The sequence below is a fragment of the Microbacterium sediminis genome (assembly GCF_004564075.1).
Classification (GTDB): domain Bacteria; phylum Actinomycetota; class Actinomycetes; order Actinomycetales; family Microbacteriaceae; genus Microbacterium; species Microbacterium sediminis.
Window position 1 is genome coordinate 1,717,045 of sequence record NZ_CP038256.1, and the last position, 26,415, is coordinate 1,743,459.

Below are 26,415 nucleotides of genomic sequence, written 5' to 3' on the forward strand. Positions count from 1 at the left end.
GCTGCCCGGTGCGCGCCCGCCGCTAGAGTGAGGCCGTGAGCGACTCCACCGCCCTGCTGACCGACCGGTACGAGCTGACGATGATCGATGCCGCCCTGCGCGACGGCACCGCCTCACGCCACTCGATGTTCGAGCTGTTCGCGCGCCGCCTCTCCGGCGGGCGCCGCTTCGGCGTGGTGGCCGGCACGGGGCGCCTGCTCGGCCTGCTGCGCGAGTTCCGCTTCGACGACGCCGAGCTGAAGTACCTCGCCGATCACCACGTCGTCAGCCGCGAGACGCTGACCTACCTCGAGAACTACCGCTTCACCGGGTCGATCACCGGCTACCGCGAGGGCGAGCTGTACTTCCCCGGATCGCCGATCCTCACCGTCGAGGGCACGTTCGCCGACGCCGTGATCCTCGAGACCCTCGCACTGAGCGTGCTCAACCACGACTCCGCCGTCGCGACCGCGGCCTCGCGCATGAGCATCGCCGCCGGCGAGCGGCCCCTGGCCGAGATGGGCGCCCGCCGTGCCGCCGAGCGGTCGGCCGTCGCCGCCGCCCGCGCGGCGTACATCGCGGGATTCGGCGCGACGAGCAACCTCGAGGCGGGCCGCACCTGGGGCATCCCGACCATGGGCACGGCCGCCCACTCGTGGACGCTGCTGCACGACACCGAGGAGGACGCGTTCCGTGCGCAGATCGCGGCGCTCGGCCACGACACCACGCTCCTCGTGGACACGTACGACATCGAGAAGGGCGTCGAGACGGCGATCCGCGTCGCGGGACCCCAGCTCGGCGGCGTGCGCATCGACTCCGGCGATCTCGCGATCGTCGCCGCCGAGGTGCGCGCGCAGCTGGACGCGCTCGGCGCGACCGGCACCAAGATCACCGTCACGAGCGATCTCGACGAGTACGCGATCGCCGCGCTCGCCGCCTACCCCGTCGACTCCTACGGCGTGGGCACCTCGGTCGTGACGGGCTCGGGCTACCCGACGGCCGGCATGGTGTACAAGCTCGTCGCGCGCCAGGACGCGAACGGCGGCTGGATCGCCGTGGCGAAGAAGGCGCAGGACAAGGGGTCGCAGGGCGGGCTCAAGACGGCGTTTCGTCGGCTCGACCGCGGCATCGCCTACGAGGAGCTCGTCGAGATCGCCGACGGGTTCGAGCGGTCGGCGACGCCGGCCGACTACCCCGACGCCCGCGCGCTGCAGGTGCCGCTCGTCGTGCGCGGCGAGATCGACACCGCACACGAGGGACCGCAGGGCGTGGCGGCGGCGCGCGAGCACCACCTCCGGGTGCGCGAGGAGCTGCCGGTGCGCGCCCTCGCGCTCAGCAAGTCGGATCCGGCGATCCCCACCGTCTTCGCCGACGCGGGGGCCTGATCGGCGTCAGTCCTTGAGGGACTCGTAGATCTCCTTGCACTGCGGGCAGACCGGGAACTTCTCGGGGTCGCGACCCGGCGTCCACTTCTTGCCGCACAGCGCGCGCACCGGCTTGCCGGTGAGGGCGGACTCGAGGATCTTCTCCTTCTTCACGTAGTGGGAGAAGCGCTCGTGGTCGCCCGGCTCGATGTTCTGCTCTTCGATGAGCTCCTCGAGCTCGCGCTCGAGCAGGCCGGTGCCACCCTGGTCCGGGGAATCGAGGGGTGTGGTCATGCCCCGAGTCTAGTTCGCGCGGGGTGGGGCGGCACCGGCTCAGGTCGCGGCGGCGAACTCCATGACCCGGTAGGAGCGGCGGTCCCACAGCACCGCGCCCGCCGCGACGCCCAGCAGCAGCACGCCCACGCCGGTGCCGAGCCCGGCCCACTGCGCCGCCGTGGCGAGGCGGACGTCCTCGGTCAGCGCGCGCCAGGCCAGCCACAGCGTGGGGGCGGCGATCACGAGCGTGCCGAACATCACCGCGGCCTGCGCGATGACCCCGCCGGATCCGGTGCGCTGCGGCTGACGGAACGGGCTGTCGCCCGGGCGCGAGACCGCGTACGGTGCCACCACCGACGCGACGCTCGAGAGCCCGAGCCCGCCCAGGAACAGCGCCGCGGCCACGCCGAGGAACGCGGGCACGAGGGCCCATCGGCCGTGGAAGCTCGCGGCGACGGGGATCGCCACCGCGAGCGTGGGGATGCCCACGAGCAGCACGGGCACGAGACGCCCGACGCGGTCGGCCAGGCCGCTCACCCCCGCGGTGACGTGCATCCACACCGCCGACGAGTCGTAGGCGACGTCGTTGTGGGCGACCCAGCCCAGGAACAGCGCCATGATCGGCACCGGCACGAGCGCCGCGATCGTGCCGGGCACGCCGGCGACGAGCAGCGGCACCACGGGAAGCAGCCCAACCACGGGGATGATGGCGAGGTTCATGAGGTAGCGCGCGTCGCCGAACCAGTACACGATGCTGCGTGCGGCGATCGCCCCGGCGGGCGTCGCGGGCGTCACCGCGAACCAGCCGAGTCCGCCGCGGTCGCGATCGTCGACCGGGGGCTCGATCGTCGTCATCGCGCGCTGCACGCTCCACGCCCACGCGGCGCCCACGGCGGCGAGCGTCAGCAGCGCCACCGCCACCACCACGCCGGCGCGCGGCCACGCGAACACGACGGCGCCCGGCATCCCGGCCGCGGCGCCGAGCGGGGTGACGGCGAGGCCGTCGATCACGGCCTGCAGCCGGCTCGGCACGTGCCCGCCCCATTCGAGCGACGAGAAGAACACGACCACGGGCAGCACGACCACGATGATGCCGAGCACGAACAGGCTCGTCAGCTCGCGCGTGCGCCGGCCGCGGAGCACGTGTGTGCCGAAGGCGGCGCTCAGGCGCGCCAGACCGAGGCAGGTGGCGACGTGCACGATGGCGGCCGCGATGGCGAGCGCGGGAGGCACGCCGATCCGCGTCCACGTCACGGCGGCGCACACGTCGACGGCGATGAGCGCCAGGGTGGGCACGCTCACGAGCGATGCCAGCGCCAGGGGTCCGATGAGCTGCCGCGCCTCCAGGCCCAGCACCGCGAAGCGCCGCGGGTCCAGCGGATCCTCGGCGCCGCTCATCACGGGGCTGAGCGCGAAGCCGAGCACCAGGGCGGTTCCGGTGAGCGTGAGCAGCGCCGCCGCCACGTCGGGCTCGTCGGCCACGAGGCCGAGGATGCCGGCGCAGGCCAGAACCACGGCCGCGATGACGACGAGCGAACCCGCCAGCCGGGGCACGAGGGCCCCGGGGGCGCGCAGCGCGCCCCACAGCAGCTCGAGCCTCAGTCGGAGGATCTGTGCAACCACTCGAGCCCCTCCGTGCTGCCGCCGCTCGCCGAGAGCTCCACGAAGCGCTCCTCGAGCGTGATCTCCCCCTTCACCTCGTCGACGGTGCCCTCCGCGAGCACGTGCCCCGAGACGATGACCGCGATCCGCGAGCACACGCTCTCCACGAGGTCCATGCCGTGGCTGGAGAGCACGACGGTGCCGCCGTGTGCCACGTAGGACGAGAGGATCTCGAGAATGCTCGCGGCCGAGACCGGATCGACCGCCTCGAACGGCTCGTCGAGCACGAGCAGGCGCGGCGAGTGGATCAGCGCGCCGGCGAGCATGACCTTCTTGCGCATGCCCGCCGAATAGTCGGCCACGACGCGGCCCAGCGCGTCACCGATGTCGAAGGCCCGCGCGAGATCGTCGGTCCTCGTCGAGACGACCGCGGGCTTGAGCCCCCGCAGCACGCCGAAGTAGTACAGCAGCTGCCGGCCCGTGAGCCGATCGAAGGTGCGCACGCGATCCGGCAGCACCCCGATGAGCGCCTTCGCCTGGCGCGGACGCCGCAGCAGATCGATGCCGAACACCTCGATGCTGCCGGCGCCGGGCTTCAGCAGCCCGGAGATCATCGACAGCGTGGTCGTCTTCCCGGCGCCGTTGGGACCCACGATCCCGTAGAACGATCCGGCGGGGACCGTCAGGTCGATCCCGTAGACGGCGTCGGCACCGCCGTAGGCCTTCGTGACGCCGCGCAGTCGCAGGGCGTCCGGCGCCGTGGCCTCGGCCGTCTCGTCCGGCGCCTCGATCGGGGCGCTCGTCGCGGCGGCGACGGCGGCGGGGATCGGGGGAAGCGGCGGCAGCGGCGCCTCGGGGTCCTCGGCGGCCGGAGCGGCGGATTCGTCGGGCGCGTCGGCTCGGGCGGGGTCGGGTGCGGCGGGGGTCGGTTCATCGGCCACGACGGGGTCCGTTTCCGCGGCGGCCGTCTCGGGCTCCGTCGTGGGGTCGTCGGCGGCGGCGTCCCCGTCGTCGGCGGTGCCCTCGCCCTCGCCTTCCTCGGCCGCGGTTTCCTCCGCGACGGCCGCCACCGGCTCGGCCGCGGGGGCGCCAGCGGCCTCCCCGGCGTCCGTGGTCTCCGAGTCCCCGGCGTCGGTGGTCTCCGGCTCGTCGGCGTCCGCGGAGGGCCGGAAGATCGCGGGCGCCTCGTCCTCCGACGTCACGACCGCCCGCACCTGCGGCCCGACGACGGGCAGGGGCTGCGTCGACAGGTCGCGATCGGCCGCGCTCGGCTCCGTGGCGATGTCCTTGGCGGGGGCCGGCTTGCTCGCCGCGGTGCGCGGCTTCGCCGCGGTGCGCGGCTTCGCCGCCGGGGCGGGTGCCTTCGGGGTCCGGGCCGTCGACGCGCCCGCCGTGCTCTTCGATGCACCCGACGTGCTCTTCGATGTTCGCGCGGGGCTCTTCGATGCGCGCCCGGTGCCCTTCGACGCGGTCGTGCGGCCGGTGCTGTTCGCGCTCCCGGACGTCGCGCCGTCCGCGCTGGTCGCGGCGCCACCGGCGCTCTTCGCCGCCCCGCCATTGCTCTTCGGGGTGCGCGCGGCACGCGCGGCGGAGGTCTTCGTCCCGCCCGTGCGGGCCTTCGCCGGCGTGGCGCGAGGTCGCGGCGCCGGCCGCTTCGCCGTCCCGCCCGTCGCGGGGGCGTCCTCGACGATGTGCTCGCGCGGCGTTCCCCCGTCGGGCGCCTCGGCGGTGTCATCTTCTGGAGGCGTCACCGTCCCAACGTACCCATGAGCGCCCCGATGCGCTCCCGGGGCACGCGCCCACGCAGGAATCGCAAAGATTGTGTCAATCCCACGATCGACGGCGTGACATTGTGTCGCTTCTCAGTGATCGCCGCTACCCTGGCAAGCATTCATCACGGTGAACTCTTCGTGAACCCACCGTGAATCACGATCGAGAGCGTGGAGCCATGAACATCCAGACTGTCATTCTCGCCGCAGGAATGGGCACGCGGCTGGGCCGCTCGCTGCCCAAGTCGCTGACCGAGCTGAACGACGGTCGCTCGATCATGCAGCAGCAGCACGACAACATCCGCGCGGCGTTCGGCGCCGATGCGCGCATCACCACGGTCGTCGGCTACCGCGCCGAGGAGATCGTCGAGCGCTTCCCCGACGCGAACTACGTCTACAACGAGCGCTACGACCAGACGAACACGTCCAAGAGCCTCCTGCGCGCCCTGCAGGCCACCGGCAAGAGCGGCGTCCTCTGGATGAACGGCGACGTCGTGTTCGACCCGCGCGTGCTCGGCCGCGCGATCGCCCACATCGAGGCGGACCAGTCCTTCGTCGCCGTGAACACCGCCAAGGTGAGCGACGAGGAGGTCAAGTACACCGTCTCCCCCGAGGGCTACATCGACCAGCTCTCGAAGCAGGTCGTCGGCGGCATCGGCGAGGCCGTGGGCATCAACTACATCTCGCGCGCCGACAAGCGCGCCTTCATCCGCGGCCTGCAGCGCGTGGACGACCAGGACTACTTCGAGGGCGGCCTCGAGCTGGCGATCGCCGAGGAGGGTCTGCGGGTGCTGCCCATGGACATCTCGGACTTCTACGCCGTCGAGGTCGACTTCGCCGAGGACCTCGCGCGGGCGAACCAGTTCGTCTGATCGACGCTCGCGCGACGTAGGATCGCCTCGTGTCCGACAAGGTCGCGAAGATCCACACCCTGCCCGACGACGCACCGTGGCAGGGCGGGCTGCCGCCGCAGGGGTCGCCGGAGCACCCCGCGCACATCCGCGCCCTCGACCGGGTGATGTCGATCCAGCGTCCCGCCGTCATCGCGCACCTGCGCTCGCTCCGGTTGCGCCACCCCGACGCCACGACCGAGCAGATCGTGCGCATGCTCGAGCGGCGCTACCTCCTCGCCGTGACGACGGGCGGCGCCGCCGTGGGCGCGACGGCCGTGGTGCCGGGCATCGGCACCGGCATCACGCTTGCGCTCTCCGGAGCCGAGACGGCCGGCTTCCTCGAGGCCACCACCCTCTTCGCGCAGTCTCTTGCCGAGGTGCACGGCATCGCGATCGACGATCCCGATCGCGCCCGGGCCCTCGTCATGACGCTCATGCTCGGCACGGAGGGCGTCGATCTGCTGCGCCAGCTCGCCGGCCAGGCGCTCGGCAAGGGGGCGGGCCGCACCGCCTACTGGGGTGAGTTGGTGACCAAGTCGCTCCCCCGCGCCGCCATGGGCCAGATCGCGGATCGCCTCAAGACGATGTTCCTGCACCACTTCGCCGCCCGCGCGACCGGCACGTTCGTCGGCAAGGCGCTGCCCTTCGGCGTCGGCGCGGCGGTGGGCGGCGCGGGCAATCACCTGCTCGGGCGCCGCGTGGTCGCCGCCTCTCGGAAGGCGTTCGGCGCCCCGCCCGCCGTGTTCCCCGCCGACCTCGAGCCGCGCGAGGGGGCCGCACGTCTGGAGCACCTCGCCGCCGACACGGCCAAGCGCATCGGCGGCGCCGTCGCGGGCGTGGCCGGCACCGCCTCGCGCGGGGTCATCGCGGCGGGGCGCGGCGTGGGCACGGTCGTCGGCGGCGCCGCGTCGGTCGCCCGCAAGGCGCTCCCGGGAGGCCGGCGCCGCCGGGCGGACACCGCGTCGCCCGGCGACGAGTGAGCTAGCCCGCCGCCTGGCCGCGGGCGGCGCGAACGGCATCGTGCTGCGTGTGGCCGTGCGGGAAGCGCCCGTCCTGCAGGTCGGCCGCGGTGATCCCGCCGACGAGCTCCCCGAGATCGACCTCGAGGGCGATCGCCACCTGCGCGAGCGTCATGAGCGTGGGGTTGCCCTCGCCGCGCTCCAACCGCTGCAGGTGCGTGAGGTCGAGGTCGGCGCACTCCGCGAGCGCCTTGGCGCTGAGGCCCGCCTCGCGCCGCAGCCGCGCCACGCGCTCGCCCACGATCCAGGCGGCCGGCGAGTGGGGCGTTCCCATGGCACCAGCATAGGATCGGGAGGATGAAGATCCTGTCGATCCAGTCGGCCGTGGCGTACGGTCACGCGGGCAACTCCGCCGCCGTCTTCCCGATGCAGCGCATCGGCGTGGAGGTGCTCCCGGTGTACACCGTGAACTTCTCCAACCACACCGGCTACGGCGCCTGGCGCGGTCCCGTCATGGATCCGGCGGACGTCGCCGCGGTGATCACGGGCGTCGAGGAGCGCGGCGCGTTCGGCGAGCTCGACGCGGTGCTCAGCGGCTACCAGGGCTCCGAGGGCATCGCCGATGTGATCATCGACGCGGTCGCCCGGGTGAAGGCGGCCAACCCGAACGCGCTGTACGCGTGCGACCCGGTCATGGGCAACGCGAAGTCGGGCTGCTTCGTGGCCCCGGCGATCCCCGACCTGCTGCGCGACAAGGTCGTGCCGGTGGCCGACATCATCACGCCGAACCAGTTCGAGCTCGGCTTCCTCACCGGCACCGAGCCCGACACGATCGAGTCGACGCTCGCCTCGGCCGACCTCGCTCGGGCGATGGGCCCGCGCACGGTGCTCGTCACGAGCGTCGAGCGTCCCGATCGCGAGGAGGGCACGATCGAGATGATGGCGATCGATGACAAGGGGGCCTGGATCGTGCAGACGCCGTTCCTGCCGATGAAGGCCAACGGCTCCGGCGACGTCACCGCCGCCCTGTTCACCTCGCACTACGTCCGCACCGGCGATGCCGCCGACGCCCTCGCCCGCACGGCGTCGAGCGTGTTCGGCCTGCTGGAGCAGACCTTCGCGGCGGAGTCCAAGGAGCTGCTGCTCGTCGAGGCTCAGGAGCACTACGCGAACCCGCGTCTGGAGTTCGAGGTCCGCCAGGTCCGCTGACGGGGCTCACCGCCAGGTCGCCGATTCCGGGTCGATCCCGCGGCGGCGGGCCGCTTCGTCGATGACGCGGCGGAACCAGCTCGCGAGCCCGGGCCGGATGCCGTCGTAATGCGCGGCGAACCCCGGATCGCTCTCGAACATCCGCGCCAGGCACACCTGCATCGAGACGCTGATCGGGAAGAGCTCGGAGAACAGCTCCCTGTGGCGTTCCGCGAGCTCGTCGGCCTCCGCGTCCCCCGGGGCGACGCCCCGGGTCATCGCCTCTGCAAGCGCGTCCTGGAGCGCGGCGAGGCCCTCGGCCAGTCCGCGCCATTCCGCCCGGCCGCGGCGTGAGGACCGCTCGGCGAACTGCGCCCACTGGGCGGAGCCGCCCCACCGGGTGCGGGCACCCTCGGCCGAGGCCGGATCCCACGCGTCGCCGAAGAGCTCGCGCTGCTCCTCGTCGCTCAGCAGGATGCCGCGCTCGTGCGCGAGGCTCATGCGCTCGAGGTTGGCGTCGAGACGTTCCAGCTCGCGCATCCGCGATGCGAGCCGCGCACGCTGTGCGTGGAGTGTGGCGACGATCCCATCGGTCGCGTCGCCGCCCAGGACCTCCGCGATCGCGTCGAGGCCGAGCCCGGCCTGCCGGTAGGCCGACACCCGCTCGAGTCGCTCCAGATCCGCGTCGGTGTAGAGGCGATACCCGGACGCCGTGCGCCCGGACGGCGAGGCGAGTCCGATCGCGTCCCAGTGGTGCAGCGTGCGCACGGTGACGCCGATCAGCTCGGCCGCGGCGCCGACCGTCGCGCCGGCGGATCGAGTGTGCTCACCCACGAGAGTCATTGTCCCCGCCTTCGACGCGCTTCGGCGCCCTGATCCCCATCTCGGCGAGCGATCGGGCCTCGGGGCCGTCCGGGTCGAACGGTCGTGCGGCGGTGAGGACCACCCGCGCGCCCTCGGGCGTCGTCACCGTGACGTCTCGGGTGTTCCAGGGCGTGTCATACGGATCGGTGGCGCTGCCGGCGCGGAGCGCGCGGCACGCCGCGGCGATCCCGTCGAGCTCGTCGAGGACGCAGGCGAAGGACACGCTGATGCCGGTCGGTGCGGCCCGGGCGTCTTCTGCCTGAGCCGCCGGGATGTCCTCCATCGGCACCAGCAGAACGTCCTGGAACATCCAGCGCCGCAGATGCGTGATCCGTCCGGGAACGCTGAACAGATCGATGAAGCCGATGCCCCTGGTCCAGAAGTCGACCGAGGTCTCGAGATCGGCGGTCGTGATCGTGACGAACGCCGGCATGGCGTAGATGCCCCGGAACGGCTCGGGCGCCGGTGACCCGGCCGCGGGAACCGGGCTCACCTCGAAGGCGTCGAAGGTGGTGGTGGTCATGCCTCCACGATCGACCCTCACGCCGCGTGAGAGTCAAGCCCGAGCCTCAGGCGGCGCGCACGCGATCGAGGAACCGCTCGTGGAAGCGGGTCTCCCCCGTCACCTCGGGATGGAACGCCGTGGCGAGCAGCGCGCCCTGCTCCACCGCGACGATCCGCCCGTCCGGCAGCGCCGCGAGCACGTCCACGCCGGCGCCGAGGTCGGCCACGACGGGAGCCCGGATGAACGCGGCATGGATCGGCGGATCGCCCAGGCGCGGGACATCGAGGTCGGCCTCGAACGACTCGCTCTGCGGCCCGAACGCATTCCGCCGCACCGTGATGTCCAGGCCGCCGAAGGACTGCTGGCCGTCGATGCCGTCCGCGATCCGATCCGCCAGCATGATCATGCCGGCGCACGTGCCGTAGGCGGGCATGCCCTCCCGGATCCGCTCGACGATCGCGTCGCGCACCCCGAAGGCCCGGGAGAGCTTGTCGATGACGCTCGACTCGCCGCCGGGGATCACAAGCCCGTCGATCTCGCGCGCCTCGGCCGCCCGCCGCACCCGCACGACCTCGGCGCCCAGCGCGTGCAGCACGCGCTCGTGCTCGCGCACGTCGCCCTGCAGCGCGAGCACCCCGACGACGGGTGCGCTCACCATCCGCGCTCGGACAGGCGATGCGGCGCGGGCACGTCGGCGACGTTGATCCCCACCATCGCCTCACCCAGCCCGCGCGAGACCTCCGCGATCACGGAGGGATCGTCGTAGAAGGTCGTCGCCTTCACGATCGCCGCCGCGCGCGCGGCCGGATCGCCCGACTTGAAGATCCCCGATCCCACGAAGACGCCGTCGGCGCCCAGCTGCATCATCATCGCCGCGTCGGCGGGGGTCGCCACTCCCCCGGCCGTGAACAGCACCACCGGCAGCGAACCCGTGCGCGCGACCTCGGCGACGAGCTCGTAGGGCGCCTGCAGCTCCTTGGCCGCGACGTACAGCTCGTCGTCGCTCTTGGCCGCCAGCGCCCGGATCTCGCCCGTGATCTGGCGGATGTGCCGGGTCGCCTCGGACACGTCTCCCGTGCCGGCCTCGCCCTTGGAGCGGATCATCGCGGCGCCCTCGGTGATCCGGCGCAGCGCCTCGCCCAGGTTGGTCGCCCCGCACACGAACGGGGCCGTGAAGGGCCACTTGTCGATGTGGTTCGCGTAATCCGCCGGCGAGAGCACCTCGGACTCGTCGATGTAGTCGACGCCGAGCTCCTGCAGCACCTGCGCCTCGACGAGGTGGCCGATGCGCGCCTTCGCCATGACGGGGATCGAGACGGCCTCGATGATCCCGTCGATGAGGTCCGGGTCGCTCATGCGGGCGACCCCGCCCTGGGCGCGGATGTCGGCGGGCACGCGCTCGAGTGCCATGACGGCGACCGCTCCGGCGTCCTCGGCGATCTTCGCCTGGTCGGCCGTGACGACATCCATGATGACGCCGCCCTTGAGCATCTCGGCAAGGCCGCGCTTGACGCGCGCGGTTCCGGTGGACGGGGCGATAGCGGGGGCTGCTTCGTTTGGCATAGGCCATAACATAGCACCGTGTCGACCGTAGAGTGGACGAGATGACAGACGCCGACATCCTGCGGATCTCCGGCGCGACGGCGGCGGAGATCGCCGACTCGATCCGGGCGCTGGTCGAACGCGGCGCCCTCGCCCCCGGCGACGCCCTGCCGCCGGTGCGCACGCTGGCCGCCACGCTCGGCGTCAACCGCAACACCGCCGTCGCCGCCTACCGCCAGCTGGCCGCCGCGGGGCTCGTGACCTCGCAGGGCCGCGCGGGCACCCGGATCGCCGGCACGCCCGCCACGCCCCAGGAGGGCTTCGCGCCGTCCACGGAGCTCGTCGACGTCGGCTCGGCCAACCCCGACCCCGCACTGCTCCCCCGCCTCGAGCCCGCGCTGCGCGCGCTCGAGCCGCGGCCCGTGCTCTACGGCGAGGCCGTGATCGACGCCGGGCTCGAGCGGTGGGCACGGGAGTGGCTCGCCCCCGATACGCCGCGGGATCCCCGCCTGACGATCACGAACGGATCGTTCGACGCCGTCGAGCGCCTCCTCGCGCAGGCCCTCACCCGCGACGACGCCGTGGCGCTCGAGGACCCCTGCTATCTCGCGACCATCCGCACCGCCCGCCTCGCCGGCTATCGCCCCCTCGGCGTGCCCGTCGATGCGGAGGGCATGACGGTCGAGGGCCTGCGCGCCGCCCTCGCCGAGGGGGCGCGCGCCGTCGTCTGCACACCTCGCGCGCAGAACCCCACCGGCGCCGGACTGACGGAAGCCCGCGCCACCGCCCTGCGCGAGGTGCTCGCGGATCACCCGTACGTCCTCGTCATCGAGGACGATCACTACTCGCTGCTCTCACGACACCCGTACCGATCGATGATCGCCCCCGATCATCGCCGCTGGGCGCTCGTGCGGTCGGTGTCGAAGTTCCTCGGCCCCGACATGTCGCTCGCGGTCGTCGCCTCCGATCCGCACACCGCCGATCGCCTCGCGCAGCGCCTCAGCCCCGGCACCACCTGGGTGAGCCACCTGCTGCAGCGCCTCGCGCATGCCCTGCTGTCGGATCCGGACACCCGCGCGTCGATCGATCGCGCGGGCGCCCACTACGCCGCGCGGAACGCGGCCTTCGCCGACCGGCTCGGCTCCCGCGGCCTCGCGGTCGCCCCCGGCGACGGCCTCAGCCTCTGGATCCCGGTCCACGACCCCGCGCGCGAGGTCGCCGCCCGCCTCCGCACGCGCGGCTGGCTCGTGCGCCCGGGCGACGAGTTCTCGATCGATGCCGCCGCGCCCTCGCACCACCTCCGCGTCACGGCGCATCACCTCGACGACGCCGCGCAGGAGCGCCTCGCCGCGGACGTCGCCGCGTCGGCGCGCGGGGCGTAGGGCGCCGCGCGCCCGGGCGGACGCCCCGCGCCGCCCGGGCGGACGCCGCGCGCCCTCCGCAGGAGATCCGCGCTCGGGCGGGCGACATCACGCGAATCCGTCCGCCTTGGCGCGGATCACCGTCAGAGCGCGGCGAACGGCCGACGCCGCGCGCCGAGGTCAGGCGGGCCAGGCGTCGGCGATCGCCTGACGCACGTCGCCGAGCAGCTGGGGCAGCGCCTTGGTCTTCGCGATGATCGGGAAGAAGTTCGCGTCACTCGCCCAGCGCGGCACGATGTGCTGGTGCAGGTGCTCCTCGACGCCCGCGCCCGCCACCTGGCCCTGGTTCATGCCGATGTTGAAGCCGTCGCAGCGCGAGGTCGCGCGCAGCACCCCCATCGCCACCTGCGTCAGGTAGGCGATCTCCGCCGTCTCGGCCGTGGTCGCCTCGTCGTACAGGCCCACGTGCCGGTACGGGCACACGAGCAGGTGGCCCGAGTTGTACGGGAAGAGGTTCAGCAGCACGAAGGCGTGCTCGCCGCGGTGGACGATCAGCCCGTCCTCGTCGGAGCGATCCGGCGCGGCGCAGAACGGGCACCCCGATCCGCGGTTCGCGTCGGCCCCGGCGTTGATGTACGCCATGCGGTGCGGCGTCCACAGGCGCTGGAACGCGTCCGGCACCGCGCCGAACTCGCTCTCCGGCTCGAGCTGCAGGAACTCGTCGCGGGGGCCGTCCGTCATGGTCAGGCCTCGAGCGTGGCGTCGGCGTCGGTGAGCACGAGTTTCTTCGCGGCGATCAGGCCCGTCACGAGCGCGACCGCATCGGCGACCGGCACACCGTTGCGCTGCGAGCCGTCGCGGAAGCGGAACGACACCGTGCCGGCCGAGCGATCCTGCTCGCCGGCGATGAGGATCAGCGGCACCTTGCTCGTGGTGTGGGTGCGGATCTTCTTCTGCATGCGGTCGTCGGAGTGGTCGACCTCGGCGCGCACGCCCGCGGCCCGCAGCTCGTCGACGACGCCCTGCAGGTAGTCGCCGAACTCGTCGGCGACCGGCACGCCCATGACCTGCACGGGCGCGAGCCACACCGGGAAGTCGCCGGCGTAGTGCTCCAGGAGGATCGCGAAGAACCGCTCGATCGAGCCGAACAGCGCGCGGTGGATCATGATCGGGCGCTGCTTCGATCCGTCGGCCGCGGTGTACTCGAGGTCGAACCGCTCCGGCAGGTTGGGGTCGACCTGCACGGTCGACAGCTGCCAGACGCGCCCGATCGCGTCGCGTGTCTTGAGGTCGATCTTGGGGCCGTAGAACGCGGCCTCGCCCGGCACCTCCGTGAGCTTCAGTCCGCTCGCGAGGGCGACGTTGCGCAGCGCGTTCGTGGAGTACTCCCAGAACTCGTCCGAGCCGATCCACTTGGCCTTCTCATCGTCGCGCATCGACAGCTCGAGCTCGAAGTCGTCGAGGCCGAAGTCGCGGAGCATCGAGATGATGAACTCGAGCACCTTCGTCACCTCGGACTCGAGCTGCTCCGGCGTCACGAACAGGTGCGAGTCGTCCTGCGTGAAGCCGCGCACGCGGGTGAGGCCGTGCAGGGCGCCCGACAGCTCGTTGCGGTAGACCGTGCCGTTCTCGGCGAACCGCAGCGGCAGATCGCGGTAGCTGCGCGCGCGCTCCTTGTAGATGAGGATGTGCATCGGGCAGTTCATGGGCTTCAGGTAGTAGTCCTGGCCCTGCTTCGTGATGTTGCCCTCGTCATCGCGCTCCTCGTCCATGACGATCGGCGGGAACATGCCCTCCTTGTACGTGACGAGGTGGTTCGAGGCCAGGAAGAGATCCTGCTTCGAGATGTGAGGCGTGTAGACGTAGCTGTAGCCGTTCTCGATGTGGCGGCGGCGCGCGTGCTGCTCCATCTCGCCGCGGACGATGCCGCCCTTCGGGTGCCACACCGACAGCCCCGATCCGATCTCGTCGGGGAACGAGAACAGGTCCATCTCGCGGCCGAGCTTGCGGTGATCGCGGCGAGCCGCCTCCTCGAGGCGGTCCTTGTACGCGACGAGCTCGTCCTTGCTGGGCCAGGCCGTGCCGTAGATGCGCTGCAGCTGCGGGTTCTTCTCGCTGCCGCGCCAGTACGCGCCGGCGACGCGCAGGATGTCCCAGCCGTTGCCGACCATGCGGGTGGACGGCACGTGCGGCCCGCGGCACAGGTCCTTCCAGGCCACCTCGCCCGTGCGCCCGTCGATGTTGTCGTAGATCGTCAGCTCGCCCGCGCCCACCTCGACGCCCGCGCCCTCGGCGGCCTCCTTGGTGCCGCCCTTCAGGCCGATGAGCTCGAGCTTGAACGGCTCGTGGGCCAGCTCGGCGCGCGCCTCGTCGTCGGTGACGACGCGGCGGCGGAAGCGCTGCGCGTCGCGGACGATGCGCTGCATCTCCTTCTTGATGGCCTTGAGGTCGTCGGGCGTGAAGGGCTCGTCGACGCCGAAGTCGTAGTAGAAGCCGTCGGTGATGAACGGGCCGATGCCGAGCTTGGCCTCGGGGCGCAGCTTCTGCACCGCCTGCGCGAGCACGTGCGCCGTCGAGTGGCGCAGGATGTTCAGCCCGTCCTCGCTGTCGATCGTCACCGGCTCGATCGTCTGCGTGTCCGTGACCTCGGCGGCGAGGTCTTTCAGGGTGCCGTCGACGCGCATGGCGACGACGTTCTTCTCGGGGAACAGATCGAATCCGGTGGTCACCCGACAATCCTACGGCGCGGCGGCCGGCTCCCCGGGCGCCCGTGCGAAGCGCTCCTCGCCCAGCACCGCGAGCAGCTGCAGCTTCTCCCACGCCGGCGTGCGAGGCGGCGCGGTCAGCACGAGCAGCGTCTGAGTCTGGTCCTCGGTGAACAGCGCCTGGCAGTCCACCTCGATCGGTCCGAGCTCCGGGTGCACGAGCGTCTTGTGGTCCTCGAACCGGCGGGCCACCTCGTGCCGCTCCCAGAGCGCCGCGAACTCGTCGCTGGCCGCGCGCAGCACGCGCACGAGCTCGCCGGCGCGCGAGCGGCCGCCCATCAGGCCGTAGGCCGCGCGCAGGTTGGCCACGAGCGCACGCGACTGGCGGTCGCGATCGGCCTCCGGGTACACGGTGCGCGAGGCCGGGTCGGTGAACCAGCGATGGATGTCGCTGCGGTCCCAGCCGGTGCGGGCGGTGTGATCGCCGAAGAGCGCCACCGCCGGGCGGTTGGCGACGAGCGTCTCGCCCAGGTTCGTGAGGATGAGCGCGGGGGTGTCGTGGAGCCGATCGAGCACGCGCAGCAGGCCGGGCGCGACATGACCGGCGCCGCCGAGGCGGTCGGGGGCGGCGTGACCGGCCGCGCGGTAGAGGTAGTCGCGCTCGTCGGCCGTGAGCCGCAGCGTGCGCGCGAGCGCCTGCAGCATCTGCGCGCTCGGCTGCGGGCCCCTGGCCTGCTCGAGCCGGGTGTAGTAGTCCACCGACATGCCGGTGAGCTGGGCGACCTCCTCGCGGCGCAGGCCCGGCGCGCGCCGGCGGGCCCCCGGCGCCAGCCCCACGTCGCCGGGCTGCAGCGCACCGCGGCGACGGCGCAGGAAGTCGGCGAGCTCGGTGCGGTCCATCCGTCCATCATGCGCGGCGCGCGCCGCGGGAGCCAGGGATCGGCGATCCCCCGATGCGCGGGTCTCTCCCGCCGGCGCGGCGGCACGCCCACGCTGGACTCATGGACATCACACGAGACACCGTCTTCATCCCCGGCGCGACCAGCGGCATCGGCCTCGCCCTCGCCCGGCGCCTGCAGCGTCGCGGCAGCACCGTCATCATCGGCGGGCGGCGCCAGGAGCTGCTCGACCGGCTCGCGACCGAGCACGGCTTCGGCACCGTCCGGCTCGATACGACCGATGCCGACAGCATCCGCGCGGCCTCCGAGGAGGTCATCCGCCGCTGGCCCGAGGTGAACGCCGTCGTGCTCATGGCCGGCATCATGGCGCCGGAGGACTGGCGCACCGCGGGCTTCCTCGACACCGCCGAGCGCATCGTCGCCACGAACGTCCTCGGCCCGATCCGGCTCATCGCGGCGTTCGTGGAGCACCTCCGCGCCCGTCCGAACGCCACGATCGTGACGGTCTCGAGCGGGCTGGCCTCCGTACCGCTGCGCCCGACCCCGACCTACAACGCGAGCAAGGCGTTCGTGCACATGCTCAGCGAGTCGATCCGGCTCCAGCTGGCCGGCGAGGGCGTCTCGGTCGTCGAGATCGTGCCGCCGTCGGTGCAGACGGATCTGCTGCCGGGGCAGGCGACCAATCCGCTCGCCATGCCGCTCGACGAGTTCGCGGACGAGGTGATCGCGCTGCTCGAGGCCGATCCGCAGGCGCACGAGATCCTCGTCGAGCGCGTGAAGTTCCTGCGCTTCGCGGAGGTCCGCGGCGACTACGACGCGGTCGTCGAGACGGTCAACGCCACCGACCCGCACGCCGCGCGCTGAGGCGCGCTCAGCCCGGCAGCGGGCGGCCGAACATCTCGGCGGTGGCGCGGGCGCTCGGTGCACCGGCGTCCAGATCGGCGCCGGCGGCGATCAGCTCGCCCACGATGTCGTCGTAGCCCTTGAACACGGCGCCGGCGACGGGCGCCTGCCCGCGGTCGTTGAGCCGGTTGGCGTCGGCGCCGCGCTCCAGCAGGCCGCGCACGAGGTGCAGGTGGCCGCTGTAGGCCGCGAGCATGAGCAGCGTGTCGCCGGCGGCGTTCGTGAGGTCGGAGCTGACGCCCTGATCGATGTACTCGAGCAGGCGGGCGTCGCCCTCACGGGCGAGGTCGAACAGCCGGTTCGCGAACTCCACCACGTCGTCCGGCATCTCGTCGTCGCGCTTGTCGTCGCTCATCTCGCCCTCTCATCACCTCGGCGCCGCCCCGTGCGGGCGGCGCCCCTTCAGGGTAACGAGATCGGCGTCGGCGCGGGACGGTCAGTGCAGGGCGGGCGGCACATAGGCGTTGACGAACACGAACACCGACAGGTTGCCGATGTCGACGAGCGCGTGCGAGAGCGTCGCCCAGCGCAGGCTCCCCGTGACGCGGCGCATCGCGAACCACGCGGCGCCCATGAGCGTCAGCGACGCGTACAGCATCGGCGACCGGTTGCCCTCCGAGAACACGCCCCACATGAGCGGGTGGCTCGCCACGAACAGCGCGGTCGAGTATGCGCCGGCCGCCCAGGCGGGCCACGCCGCCGTCGCATCCGCCAGCGCGCCTCGCCAGTACGCCTCCTCCACGATCGGGTTCACGGCGGCGAAGACCAGCCACGGCGCGATGAGCGCGGCGTGCTCGGCGACGACGTGCAGGTTCAGCAGCAGGATGCCCGCCATCGGGAACACGCCCAGGGCGACGGCCGCCGGGATCACCCACCACGGGCGCCGCGCGGCCGGCGCCCACCAGCGGCGGCGCTGCTCGCGACCGGTCGACAGCGCGATCACCAGCCACATCGCGCCCCAGTAGGCGAACGCCACCGCCACCCACGCCGTGGGCGGATGGATCGCGGTCGCCACGCGGGCGATGAGGTGGCCGAGCAGGATCACCGCGAGGGGCGAGATCAGCAGGATCGCCGACGGGATCCGGGGGCGCGGCGGTGAGGCGATGAGGACGGGTGCGGTGGACATCGACGAGAGCGTAGCGAAGCGGGGAAACGCGCGGTGAACGACGCCCGCGAACCAGGTCGGACGCCGCGACGCAAGCCCCTGCCGCGCCCGTCGGCGGCTGATTACGCTCGCGCCCATGACCGTGACGCTGCAGGGACTGTCCACCGTCGTGCCGCCCACCGTTCTCGTGCAGGAGGAGGTCCGCGACGTGTTCGCGGCCCAGCCCGGGCTGAGCCGGCTCGGGCGCCGGATCGTCTCGACGGCGTTCGGGGAGTCCGGGATCGAGACCCGCCACACCGTGCTCGAGGAGCTCACGCAGCGCCCGCGCGACGACGGCGAGGCGCCGGTGTTCTTCGACGCGGCCTCGGGCGAGCTGCTCCACCCCGGCACGCGGACACGCAACGACATCTACGCCGCGCACGCGAGCCGCCTCTACGTCGACGCGGGCCGGGCCGCGCTGGAGGCGTCGGGGATCGGGACGGAGCGGATCACCCACGTCATCACGGTCTCGTGCACCGGGTTCTACGCGCCCGGGCCGGACTTCGAGGTCGCGCGCGACCTCGGCCTGCGCGCGGGCGTGCAGCGGTACCACCTCGGCTTCATGGGGTGCTACGCCGCCATGCCCGCGCTGCGGCTGGCGACACAGCTGTGCAAGGCCGATCCGCACGCCGCGGTGCTCGTGATCAGCGTCGAGCTGTGCACGCTGCACCTGCGCGCCTCGGACGACCCCGACACGATCGTGGCGACGTCGCTCTTCGCCGACGGCGCCGCCGCGGGCGTCGTGACGAGCTGCCCGCCACCGCCGACGGCCCGCGTGCTGGGGCTGGACCGCTTCGCGACGCGGATCACCCCCGAGGGTGAGGGCGACATGGCGTGGCGGATCGGCGATCACGGCTTCGAGATCGGACTGTCGCCGGCGGTGCCCTCGATCATCGGCGAGCACGTGATCGGCGCGGTCGAGCCGCTGTTCGCCCACGAGCACGAGCTCGCCCGCGCCCTCGAGGACGGGGCGGCCGGCGAGGCGATCGCGCACTGGGCCGTCCACCCCGGCGGCCGCAGCATCGTCGACCGCGTGCAGTCGGCCCTGCATCTGAGCGACGAGCAGGTCGGCCCTCCCCGGGCGGTGCTGCGCGAGTACGGCAACATGTCGAGCGCGACGGTGATGTTCGTGCTCCGGCGCATCCTCGATTCCCCCGCCGCCGACGGCGACCGCATCGCCGCGATGGCGTTCGGCCCGGGGCTCACCGTCGAGTCGGCGCTGCTGACCGTCCGGGGCTGACATGCCCGCGTTCCTCGCCGAACGCGACGCGGAGGCGCGCGAGCTGATGGACGATCCGCGCTGCGACGTCCGCACGCTCGAGCGCACCTACCGCCGCTTCGCGCTCGTGAACGCGGTGGTGTCGGGCCAGCGGGCGCTGTATCGGCGCTGGCTGCGGCCCCGCCTGCGGCGCTCGCGACCGCTGCGGCTGCTCGACGTCGGCACGGGTGGCGCGGACCTGCCGCGCCGGCTGCTGCGCTGGGCCGAGCGGGAGGGTCTGGCGATGACCGTGCTCGGGATCGATCCCGACGAGCGGGCGATCGGCTTCGCGCGCCGGCACCCGGCGCCCGGCCTGGAGCTGCGGGCGGTCGCGACCGGCGCGCTGCGGGCGGACGGCGAGCGCTTCGACGCGGTCGTCTCCAACCACGTGCTCCATCACCTGGGCGACGACGAGGTCGCGGCCGTGCTCGACGACAGCGCGGCGCTCCTGGCCCCGGGCGGGGTGGCGGTGCACGGCGACATCGAGCGCTCGCGTCTGGCGTACGCCGCCTTCGCGGCCGTCACCTGGCCGCTGCAGGCCGGCCCGCTGCGCGACACGTTCATCCGGCGCGACGGCCTCACCTCGATCCGCCGCAGCCGCACCGCGAGCGAGGCGGCGGCGCTCGCCCCGGCCGGATGGCGGGTGCATCGCGCATTCCCATCGCGGCTCGAGCTCGTGCGGGAGACTCCGTGAGCCGTCCGCACGATGTCGTCGTGGTGGGCGCGGGACCCGTGGGCCTGCTTCTCGCGGACCTGCTCGCCGGCGCCGGCGTCGACGTGGCGGTCTGCGAGCGGCGCACCGCGCCGGCGGGCGTGCCCCGCGCGATCGGCATCCACCCGCCGGGGCTCGAGGCGCTGGACCTCGCCCGCGTCGGGGCGCCGGTGCGCGCGGATGCCGTCGCCATTCGGCGGGGCGTCGCGCGCCGCGGCGGGCGCGAGCTGGGCCGGCTCCGCTTCGATCGCCCGGTGCTGTCGCTGCCGCAGGATCGCACCGAGGAGCTGCTCGAGGCGCGCCTGGCGGCCCTGGCCCCCGGCGCGCTGCGACGCGGCCTGCGGGTGACCGGGGTCCGCGCCCGCGCGGCGGCGGTGGATGTCGAGGGCGAGGGCGGGGCGATCGCATCGGCGCGGTATCTCGTCGCGGCCGACGGCGTGCGCAGCACGGTGCGCGGCCTGCTGGGCGTGGACACGCGACGGCGGCGCGGGACCGCGGACTATGTGATGGCCGATGCCCCATCCGGAGGCGATGCCGCCGACGACGAGGCGGTGATCCATCTGGAGCACGACGGCGTCGTGGAGTCGTTCCCGCTGCCGCGGGGCCGGCGCCGCTGGGTCATCCGCGTCGATCGGCAGGCCGCGCCGAGCGATCCCGCCGGCTTCGCGGCGCTGCTGCGCGAACGGGTGGGCGTGCGGATCGCGCCGGGCGACCTCACGCCGCCCAGCCGCTTCACCGCCCGGCAGGGCCCGAGCGCCCGGCTCGCGCGCGGGCGCGTCGCGCTCGTCGGCGACGCGGCCCACGAGATCAGTCCGATCGGCGGGCAGGGCATGAACCTCGGGTGGGTCGGCGCGGTGGATCTGGCGGCCACGCTGCTCGGCGCGCTCGAACGCGGCGCGCCTCCCGCGCCGTTCGGCGCATACGAGCGCCGGCGCACGGCCGCGGCCGATCGGGCGATGCGCCGGGCCGCCTTCAACATGGCGATGGGCGCGCCCGTCGACGGGCTGCGCGGGGCGGCCCGTGACGCGTTCGTCCGCGCGCTCGCCCGCCCGCCGGCGAGCACGACCCTCGCCCGCGCCTTCACCATGCACGGCCTGTGAGCGCCGGGGCGACACGCCTAACGAGCGCCCCGCGTCTCGTCAACCCGATCGATGCCGCGCGGGGCCGCGCCTAGCGTCGAGGGACGGACGAAGGGAGATGACATGAGTGACGCGCAGCGCGGCAACACGACGCACGGGCCGCGAGTGGACGAACAGCTCGAGCAGGAGACCCGCGGCATGGTGCAGGGCCACGGCAGCCCGCACGCCGAGCCATTCCGCGAGACCGAGCCGCTCCCCGACGACACCGACGAGCCCGCCGTCGAGCGCGCCTTCCGCGGCGACGGCGCACGTGACGGCGACGCCGAGGATGCCGAGCAGACCGGAGACGGCGATGAGTGAGGCGACCGATCTCGCCGCCTTCCTGGAGCGCCCGGGTCCGTGGACATACGCCTACGTGGACGGGCACGGCAATGAGCCACAGGCGGCGGAGCGCTCGCGCCGACGGGCGGTCATCGACGCCCTCCAGGACGCCGGTGCCCCCGCGGCCGACATCGAGGAGATCGGCCGCGCGCTCGACGAGGACGGCGGCCTGCCGAGCCCGTCGGCGCGCTACCTCCTCACGCGAGACGGGCGGATCGAGGTCGACGAGCGGTTCGCCGGCCCTCGGCTCGGGCCCGAGGTGATCGGGCACGACGCGCTGCCGCGGGTGCTGCCGCTGGTGCGGCACCGCGCCGCCGATCTTCGGTACCTCGTGGTGGAGACCGGCCGCGACGGCGCCGAGCTGCGCGTGGAGCGCGCCGGGCGGGCGCGTGTCGAGGCGACGCAGCACATCGAGGGCCGTACCGACAGCCTGCCGAAGGTGCAGGCCGGCGGCTGGTCGCACCTCAAGTACCAGCAGCACTCCGAGGAGATCTGGTCGCGGAACCAGGCGGAGGTCGCGGACGCGGTCGAGCGGATCGTGCGCGAGCGCCGGCCACGGTTCGTCGTCATCGGCGGCGACGTGCGCGCGCGGCAGCTGCTGCAGGACCAGCTCGGTCCCGCGACGCGCGATCTCGTGGTGGAGGTCGACGCACACACGCGCGCGCCCGGCTCGGACGGCGCAAGCGTGGACGACGCCGTCGCCGAGGCCGTGGAGGCGGCGGTGCGCGGCGAGCTCGACGCGGTCGTGGCGCGCGCCTCCGCGGGCGACGGGGCGGCAGGGGCGCGCGGCACGGGCGAGGTCGTCGCGGCCCTGCAGCAGGCCCGGGTCGACACCCTCGTGCTCGACGCGCGTCTGCTCGATGCCACCGAGACGCTGGACGCGCTGGATGGCCCGCCCATGGGTGGCCGGCGGCTCCGCGGAGGCCGTGGGTGCCACGCCGATCGCGGCGCTGCCGCTGGCCGAGGCGCTGGCCCGCGCGGCGCTGCTCTCGGGCGCGCGGGTGCTCGTCGCGGAAGAGGAGGACGGCGCGCCGGATGCGCCCCGTTCCGGCCGCGAGACGCAGGCACCGCTCGCGGCGCTGCGCTGGGCCGACGAGTCGGCGTCCGCCTGACGCACGCCGGCGCCGTCGGCGTCAAGTCCCTCGTGCGCGGGTGTCCGCGGTGATTCCCTGAGCTACCGCGGCGGGACCGCGACCGAAGGAAGGACATCATCATGAGCACGGCACGGCACGCAGACAGCGGCAGGTTCGCCGAGACGCCCGTCCAGAAGGCGGCGCTCGTCTACGGAATCGTCTTCCTGATCGTGGGGATCGGCGGATTCATCCCGGGGCTCACCACGGGGATCGACACGCTGCGCTTCGCGGGGCACGGCTCCGAGGCGATGCTGCTCGGGGTCTTCCAGGTCTCGATCCTGCACAACCTCGTCCATGTGCTCTACGGCGCCGCGGGCATCGCGGTCGCGCGGACCTGGGGCGCGTCGAAGCAGTACCTCATCTGGGGCGGCGCGGTCTACGCCGTGCTGTGGCTGTACGGCCTGCTCGTCCCGCACGACCACGGCGCGAACTTCGTGCCGCTCAACACGGCCGACAATTGGCTGCACTTCGCGCTGGCGGTCGCGATGATCGGGCTCGGGATCCTCCTGGGACGCACGCAGCGCCCGCATCGCCGCGGCAACGGCGACGAGCACCTCGCGGTCTAGAGCGGGACGAGCCGCCTCCCGGAGCGCCCCGAGGGGCGGCTCGTCCCGAAAACACAAAACCCCCGGAAGGACCGGGGGTTTTCTTCGGTGCGCGATACTGGGATCGAACCAGTGACCTCTTCCGTGTCAGGGAAGCGCGCTACCGCTGCGCTAATCGCGCTCATGAGAGCTGTTCAGTTTTCAGACGAGGTGGCGACGGGATTCGAACCCGTGTAAACGGCTTTGCAGGCCGGTGCCTAGCCGCTCGGCCACGCCACCGCGGGGGATCGAGGACCCGCATGCCGAGTTCCTCTTTCGAGAAGCCCTGCACTCGAGCGGATGACGAGACTCGAACTCGCGACCCTCACCTTGGCAAGGTGATGCGCTACCAACTGCGCTACATCCGCGTTGTCTCCGGTGTTCCCGGCGACTCATATGACTATAGGCGAGATCCGCCGATCATCCAAACCGAGCCCGCATCTCGGGCGCGTCATCGGATGTTCACCCGTCACCCGATCGTGGCGGCGCCACGCTTCCAGTAACCCGAGAACGTGACCTGCCTGCGATCGATCCCCCGCTCCCGCACGAGGTGCCGTCGCGCACCGGTGGCGAGGGCCTGCTCCCCCACGACGAAGGCGTAGGCGACACCGCCGGGCAGGTCCAGCGCCTGCAGGTACGGCAGCGCACGCGTCCCGGGCGGCATGGCGGGATCGCGGATCAGCCAGTGCACCGTCATCCCCTCGGGCGCATCGACGTGCTGACGGTCACGCTCGTCGAACAGCTCGATGAGCGCATGCCCGACCGCCTCTCGGGGCATGTCGCGCAGGATGCCGGCGGCGGCGGGCAGCCCGCTCTCGTCGGCGACGATCAGCTGCCAGTCGCTCGGCAGCCCGCGCCAGCCGCGGCCCTGGTCGATGCTCCCGGCACCCACGAGGCGCGGCGGCAGCACAACCCCGGCGCCAGCTCTCCCGCGCCAGCCAAAGCCTCCACGCGCCCGTCGCCGGCGCACCGCGCCGCGCGACATCGGGGCCCGCGGGGTCGCCCCCGCGACAGACACAACGAGAAATCCCCCTGTGAAGCGGCATCAGCCGCGACAAGGGGGACCCATAATTTCGAGTGGGCGATGCGGGACTCGAACCCACGACCTCTTCCGTGTGAAGGAAGCGCGCTAACCAACTGCGCCAATCGCCCATGCCCCGCGAAGGGACTTCATAGATACTACCCGATCGGGCGCGATGCTCCCGACACGGCGCATCCCGCGCGCGTCAGTCGGCCGCCTTCCAGCCGTAGCGGCGCTGCAGCTGCTGGGCGACGCGGGCGAAGCGGTCGAGGTCGAGGGCGGACGCCTCACGGCGCATGCCGTCGACGTGCACGCTGTACAGCTGGTCGAGGTCCACCCACGACGGGCGACCCTTCGAGTCCCAGGGGCCGGAGCCGAGCGGGAGGAACTCCCGGCCGTCCTCCTTCTCCTTGCTGGTGAGCTTGACGGCGTAGACGCGATCGGCGGTGTGGCGCCCGATCACGAGGACGGGGCGGTCCTTGCCACGGCCGTCGTTCTCGGCGTACGGCACCCAGGTCCACACGACCTCGCCGGCGTCGGGATCGCGGTCGGGGTGCGGGGCGTAGGCGAGGCGCAGATCCGGCACGCCGCGCGGATCGAGCTCGACGGTCTGGGTCGATGCCGACCAGATGTCGTCGCCCGGCTTGCGCGTCGTCGTCCGCGTGGGGCGCGTGCGCGGCGGCGTTCCGCCCGTGGTGGCGGATCCCGAGGGGGTCTTCGCGCTGGACGACTTCAGCACGGCGCCGAGGATCTGCACCCCGACGTCGAGCAGCTGCTTGAGGATCCCGCTCCTGGCCATGCGCCGAGCCTATCGGCCGCCGCAGACGCGGGAAGGCGCCCCGGCCGCAAGCCGGGACGCCTTCCGTGGATCGAGCGCGAGGGGTCAGCGACCCTCGAGGACGTAGCCCTCCTCGCCGTGCACGACCGAGTCGATGCCGGCGACCTCGTCCTCGCTCTTCACGCGGAAGCCGATCGTCTTCTCGATGGCGAAGGCGATGACGTAGGCGAGCACGAACGAGTACACCAGCACCGCGACCGCGGCGATGAACTGGACGAGCAGCTGCGTGGCGCCGCCGCCCATGAACAGGCCGGTGCCGTTGGCGAAGAAGCCGAGGTACAGCGTTCCGATGAGGCCGCCGATGAGGTGGATGCCCACCACGTCGAGCGAGTCGTCGAAGCCGAGCTTCCACTTCAGCTCCACCGCGAGCGCGCAGACCGCACCGGCGATGACGCCCAGCAGCAGCGCCCAGATCGGGTGCAGCGACGCACAGGCCGGCGTGATGGCGACCAGACCGGCGACGGCGCCCGAGGCGGCACCGACGGAGGTCGGCTTGCCGTCCTTGATCTTCTCGACCACGAGCCAGGCGAGCAGGGCCGCGGCGGGGGCGCCGATCGTGTTGATGAAGGCGAGCGCGGCGGTGCCGTCGGCGGCGAGCTCGGAGCCGGCGTTGAAGCCGAACCAGCCGAACCACAGCAGGCCGGCGCCAAGGAGCACGAACGGCGGGTTGTGCGGGGTGTGCACGCCCTTCTGGAACCCGACCCGCTTGCCCAGCACCAGCGCCAGGGCGAGCGCGGCCGCACCGGCGTTGATGTGCACCGCCGTGCCGCCGGCGAAGTCGATGGCGCCGACGCCGAACATCTCCTGCATGCCGTAGGTGATCCAGCCGCCGTACGAGAAGCTGCCGTCCTCGGCGAGGCCGAAGTTGAACACCCAGCTGGCGACCGGGAAGTACACGACCGTCGCCCACACACCGGCGAAGATCATCCACGAGCCGAACTTGGCGCGGTCGGCGATGGCGCCGGACACGAGCGCCACCGTGAGGATCGCGAAGGTCGCCTGGAAGCAGACGAACGCCATCGGCGGGAAGGCCGCGTCGTCACCGGTCTCGAGCAGGCTGTCGAGTCCGATCGCGCTGAAGTCGATCGACCAGGGGGCGAGCAGTCCCTCAGCGCCCGGGAAGGCGATGGCGTATCCGTAGAGGACCCACAGGACGCCGATGAGCCCGAGGGCGCCGAAGCTGAGCATCATCATGCTGATGACGCTCTTGGCCTTGACGAGACCGCCGTAGAAGAACGCCAGACCTGGCGTCATCAGCAGCACCAGGGCCGCTGCGATGAGCATGAATGCTGTGTTGCCTTGATCCATGTCGAAAGGGAACCTCTCTTCAGGACGCGAAAAGTGGAGCGTCGGGTTTCGACAGTCTCTCGGCTCGCGATTTCCTGGAGCAGGCGACCCATGTTTCGCGGAGATTACGCGGGTGCCGTTTGTGTGAAGATCACGTTTCGGCGGCGTG

General features: G+C 72.7%; 28 protein-coding genes and 4 tRNA genes. 12 read left to right on the plus strand and 20 right to left on the minus strand.

Annotation, left to right across the window (positions count from 1 at the left end; translation table 11 throughout):
• Positions 1-35 precede the first annotated feature (35 nt).
• Positions 36-1,364: a nicotinate phosphoribosyltransferase gene (locus E3O41_RS08165; protein WP_083990821.1), complete on the plus strand. Its 1,329-nt coding sequence runs from the start codon at positions 36-38 to the stop codon at positions 1,362-1,364.
• Positions 1,365-1,370: 6 nt separating this feature from the next.
• On the opposite strand, the gene E3O41_RS08170 is transcribed toward E3O41_RS08165, so the two are convergent.
• The 3 genes from E3O41_RS08170 to E3O41_RS08180 are packed head-to-tail and all read right to left on the minus strand — an operon-like array spanning position 1,371 to position 4,972.
• Entirely contained in the window at positions 1,371-1,637 is a 267-nt protein-coding gene (locus E3O41_RS08170) for a DUF3039 domain-containing protein (protein WP_067024024.1), read from the minus strand.
• Positions 1,638-1,676: 39 nt separating this feature from the next.
• Positions 1,677-3,242, minus strand: coding sequence for a hypothetical protein (locus E3O41_RS08175; protein ID WP_067024026.1), 1,566 nt, complete (start codon positions 3,240-3,242; stop codon positions 1,677-1,679).
• On the minus strand, positions 3,218-4,972 hold the full coding sequence (locus tag E3O41_RS08180; protein WP_240482270.1) for an ATP-binding cassette domain-containing protein: 1,755 nt from the start codon (positions 4,970-4,972) through the stop codon (positions 3,218-3,220). The genes E3O41_RS08175 and E3O41_RS08180 overlap by 25 nt, the downstream gene beginning before the upstream one ends.
• Positions 4,973-5,169: 197 nt before the next feature.
• On the opposite strand from E3O41_RS08180, the gene E3O41_RS08185 reads away from it, so the two are divergent.
• Positions 5,170-5,862, plus strand: coding sequence for a phosphocholine cytidylyltransferase family protein (locus E3O41_RS08185; protein ID WP_067024029.1), 693 nt, complete (start codon positions 5,170-5,172; stop codon positions 5,860-5,862).
• Between the two features lie 29 nt (positions 5,863-5,891).
• Positions 5,892-6,863, plus strand: a complete 972-nt coding sequence (locus tag E3O41_RS08190) for a hypothetical protein (RefSeq protein WP_067024032.1) — start codon at positions 5,892-5,894, stop codon at positions 6,861-6,863.
• Position 6,864: 1 nt separating this feature from the next.
• Here the strand turns inward: E3O41_RS08190 and E3O41_RS08195 are convergent, their stop codons facing one another.
• Positions 6,865-7,176, minus strand: a complete 312-nt coding sequence (locus E3O41_RS08195) for a helix-turn-helix domain-containing protein (protein WP_067024034.1) — start codon at positions 7,174-7,176, stop codon at positions 6,865-6,867.
• Positions 7,177-7,199: 23 nt separating this feature from the next.
• Here E3O41_RS08195 and pdxY point away from each other — a divergent pair, with 23 nt between their 5' ends.
• On the plus strand, positions 7,200-8,051 hold the full coding sequence (gene pdxY / locus E3O41_RS08200) for a pyridoxal kinase PdxY (protein ID WP_067024036.1): 852 nt from the start codon (positions 7,200-7,202) through the stop codon (positions 8,049-8,051).
• Between the two features lie 6 nt (positions 8,052-8,057).
• Here pdxY and E3O41_RS08205 read toward each other — a convergent pair whose 3' ends face one another.
• The 4 genes from E3O41_RS08205 to pdxS are packed head-to-tail and all read right to left on the minus strand — an operon-like array spanning position 8,058 to position 10,962.
• Complete coding sequence (locus E3O41_RS08205) at positions 8,058-8,864, minus strand: MerR family transcriptional regulator (protein ID WP_240482272.1); 807 nt, start codon at positions 8,862-8,864, stop codon at positions 8,058-8,060.
• Positions 8,857-9,417 (minus strand): VOC family protein, encoded by a 561-nt coding sequence (locus tag E3O41_RS08210; RefSeq protein ID WP_067024042.1) that lies wholly within the window; start codon positions 9,415-9,417, stop codon positions 8,857-8,859. Before E3O41_RS08210 ends, E3O41_RS08205 begins: the two co-directional genes overlap by 8 nt.
• Before the next feature lie 46 nt (positions 9,418-9,463).
• A complete protein-coding gene (pdxT, locus tag E3O41_RS08215; protein ID WP_067024045.1) occupies positions 9,464-10,057 on the minus strand; it encodes a pyridoxal 5'-phosphate synthase glutaminase subunit PdxT in 594 nt (197 codons plus the stop codon).
• Positions 10,051-10,962 (minus strand): pyridoxal 5'-phosphate synthase lyase subunit PdxS, encoded by a 912-nt coding sequence (pdxS, locus tag E3O41_RS08220; RefSeq protein WP_067024048.1) that lies wholly within the window; start codon positions 10,960-10,962, stop codon positions 10,051-10,053. Before pdxS ends, pdxT begins: the two co-directional genes overlap by 7 nt.
• Before the next feature lie 41 nt (positions 10,963-11,003).
• On the opposite strand from pdxS, the gene E3O41_RS08225 reads away from it, so the two are divergent.
• Complete coding sequence (locus E3O41_RS08225; RefSeq protein ID WP_135012242.1) at positions 11,004-12,323, plus strand: aminotransferase class I/II-fold pyridoxal phosphate-dependent enzyme; 1,320 nt, start codon at positions 11,004-11,006, stop codon at positions 12,321-12,323.
• A 159-nt stretch (positions 12,324-12,482) separates the two neighbouring features.
• Here the strand turns inward: E3O41_RS08225 and E3O41_RS08230 are convergent, their stop codons facing one another.
• Genes E3O41_RS08230 through E3O41_RS08240 form a run of 3 tightly spaced genes read right to left on the minus strand, consistent with a single transcriptional unit; the run spans position 12,483 to position 15,907 of the window.
• A complete protein-coding gene (locus E3O41_RS08230; RefSeq protein ID WP_067024053.1) occupies positions 12,483-13,043 on the minus strand; it encodes an HIT family protein in 561 nt (186 codons plus the stop codon).
• A 2-nt stretch (positions 13,044-13,045) separates the two neighbouring features.
• Positions 13,046-14,986 carry a threonine--tRNA ligase gene (gene thrS, locus E3O41_RS08235; RefSeq protein ID WP_218939263.1) on the minus strand — a complete coding sequence of 647 codons (1,941 nt, stop codon included), beginning with the start codon at positions 14,984-14,986 and terminating at the stop codon, positions 13,046-13,048.
• Positions 14,987-15,040: 54 nt separating this feature from the next.
• On the minus strand, positions 15,041-15,907 hold the full coding sequence (locus E3O41_RS08240) for a helix-turn-helix transcriptional regulator (RefSeq protein ID WP_135012246.1): 867 nt from the start codon (positions 15,905-15,907) through the stop codon (positions 15,041-15,043).
• A 101-nt stretch (positions 15,908-16,008) separates the two neighbouring features.
• Between E3O41_RS08240 and E3O41_RS08245 the strand changes: the two genes are divergently transcribed.
• A complete protein-coding gene (locus E3O41_RS08245) occupies positions 16,009-16,770 on the plus strand; it encodes an SDR family oxidoreductase (protein ID WP_067024059.1) in 762 nt (253 codons plus the stop codon).
• Positions 16,771-16,777: 7 nt separating this feature from the next.
• Here E3O41_RS08245 and E3O41_RS08250 read toward each other — a convergent pair whose 3' ends face one another.
• A complete protein-coding gene (locus tag E3O41_RS08250) occupies positions 16,778-17,164 on the minus strand; it encodes an ankyrin repeat domain-containing protein (RefSeq protein WP_067024062.1) in 387 nt (128 codons plus the stop codon).
• An 81-nt stretch (positions 17,165-17,245) separates the two neighbouring features.
• Positions 17,246-17,935, minus strand: a complete 690-nt coding sequence (locus E3O41_RS08255) for a CPBP family intramembrane glutamic endopeptidase (protein WP_067024065.1) — start codon at positions 17,933-17,935, stop codon at positions 17,246-17,248.
• Positions 17,936-18,050: 115 nt separating this feature from the next.
• On the opposite strand from E3O41_RS08255, the gene E3O41_RS08260 reads away from it, so the two are divergent.
• The 6 genes from E3O41_RS08260 to E3O41_RS08285 all read left to right on the plus strand — a co-directional run bounded on the left by E3O41_RS08260 (position 18,051) and on the right by E3O41_RS08285 (position 23,082).
• Complete coding sequence (locus E3O41_RS08260; RefSeq protein WP_067024067.1) at positions 18,051-19,193, plus strand: type III polyketide synthase; 1,143 nt, start codon at positions 18,051-18,053, stop codon at positions 19,191-19,193.
• Position 19,194: 1 nt separating this feature from the next.
• A complete protein-coding gene (locus tag E3O41_RS08265) occupies positions 19,195-19,905 on the plus strand; it encodes a methyltransferase domain-containing protein (protein ID WP_067024070.1) in 711 nt (236 codons plus the stop codon).
• Positions 19,902-21,023, plus strand: coding sequence for an FAD-dependent oxidoreductase (locus E3O41_RS08270; protein ID WP_067024074.1), 1,122 nt, complete (start codon positions 19,902-19,904; stop codon positions 21,021-21,023). The genes E3O41_RS08265 and E3O41_RS08270 overlap by 4 nt, the downstream gene beginning before the upstream one ends.
• A 102-nt stretch (positions 21,024-21,125) precedes the next feature.
• Positions 21,126-21,362 carry a hypothetical protein gene (locus tag E3O41_RS08275; protein ID WP_067024077.1) on the plus strand — a complete coding sequence of 79 codons (237 nt, stop codon included), beginning with the start codon at positions 21,126-21,128 and terminating at the stop codon, positions 21,360-21,362.
• Positions 21,355-22,548, plus strand: a complete 1,194-nt coding sequence (locus tag E3O41_RS08280) for a baeRF2 domain-containing protein (RefSeq protein WP_067024080.1) — start codon at positions 21,355-21,357, stop codon at positions 22,546-22,548. The genes E3O41_RS08275 and E3O41_RS08280 overlap by 8 nt, the downstream gene beginning before the upstream one ends.
• Before the next feature lie 48 nt (positions 22,549-22,596).
• Positions 22,597-23,082, plus strand: a complete 486-nt coding sequence (locus E3O41_RS08285; RefSeq protein WP_067024082.1) for a DUF4383 domain-containing protein — start codon at positions 22,597-22,599, stop codon at positions 23,080-23,082.
• A gap of 88 nt (positions 23,083-23,170) precedes the next feature.
• On the opposite strand, the gene E3O41_RS08290 is transcribed toward E3O41_RS08285, so the two are convergent.
• From E3O41_RS08290 to E3O41_RS08320, 7 genes are all read right to left on the minus strand, one after another.
• Positions 23,171-23,242, minus strand: a tRNA-Val gene (locus E3O41_RS08290).
• Positions 23,243-23,269: 27 nt separating this feature from the next.
• A tRNA-Cys gene (locus E3O41_RS08295) sits at positions 23,270-23,340 on the minus strand.
• 55 nt (positions 23,341-23,395) lie between these two features.
• Positions 23,396-23,468 (minus strand) — tRNA-Gly (locus E3O41_RS08300).
• 101 nt (positions 23,469-23,569) lie between these two features.
• Complete coding sequence (locus E3O41_RS08305) at positions 23,570-23,992, minus strand: siderophore-interacting protein (protein WP_240482274.1); 423 nt, start codon at positions 23,990-23,992, stop codon at positions 23,570-23,572.
• A 186-nt stretch (positions 23,993-24,178) separates the two neighbouring features.
• Positions 24,179-24,252: transfer RNA gene (locus tag E3O41_RS08310), tRNA-Val, on the minus strand.
• 74 nt (positions 24,253-24,326) lie between these two features.
• Positions 24,327-24,920, minus strand: a complete 594-nt coding sequence (locus E3O41_RS08315) for a type II toxin-antitoxin system PemK/MazF family toxin (RefSeq protein WP_067024088.1) — start codon at positions 24,918-24,920, stop codon at positions 24,327-24,329.
• Between the two features lie 84 nt (positions 24,921-25,004).
• Entirely contained in the window at positions 25,005-26,267 is a 1,263-nt protein-coding gene (locus E3O41_RS08320) for an ammonium transporter (RefSeq protein ID WP_067024091.1), read from the minus strand.
• Positions 26,268-26,415: the final 148 nt, after the last annotated feature.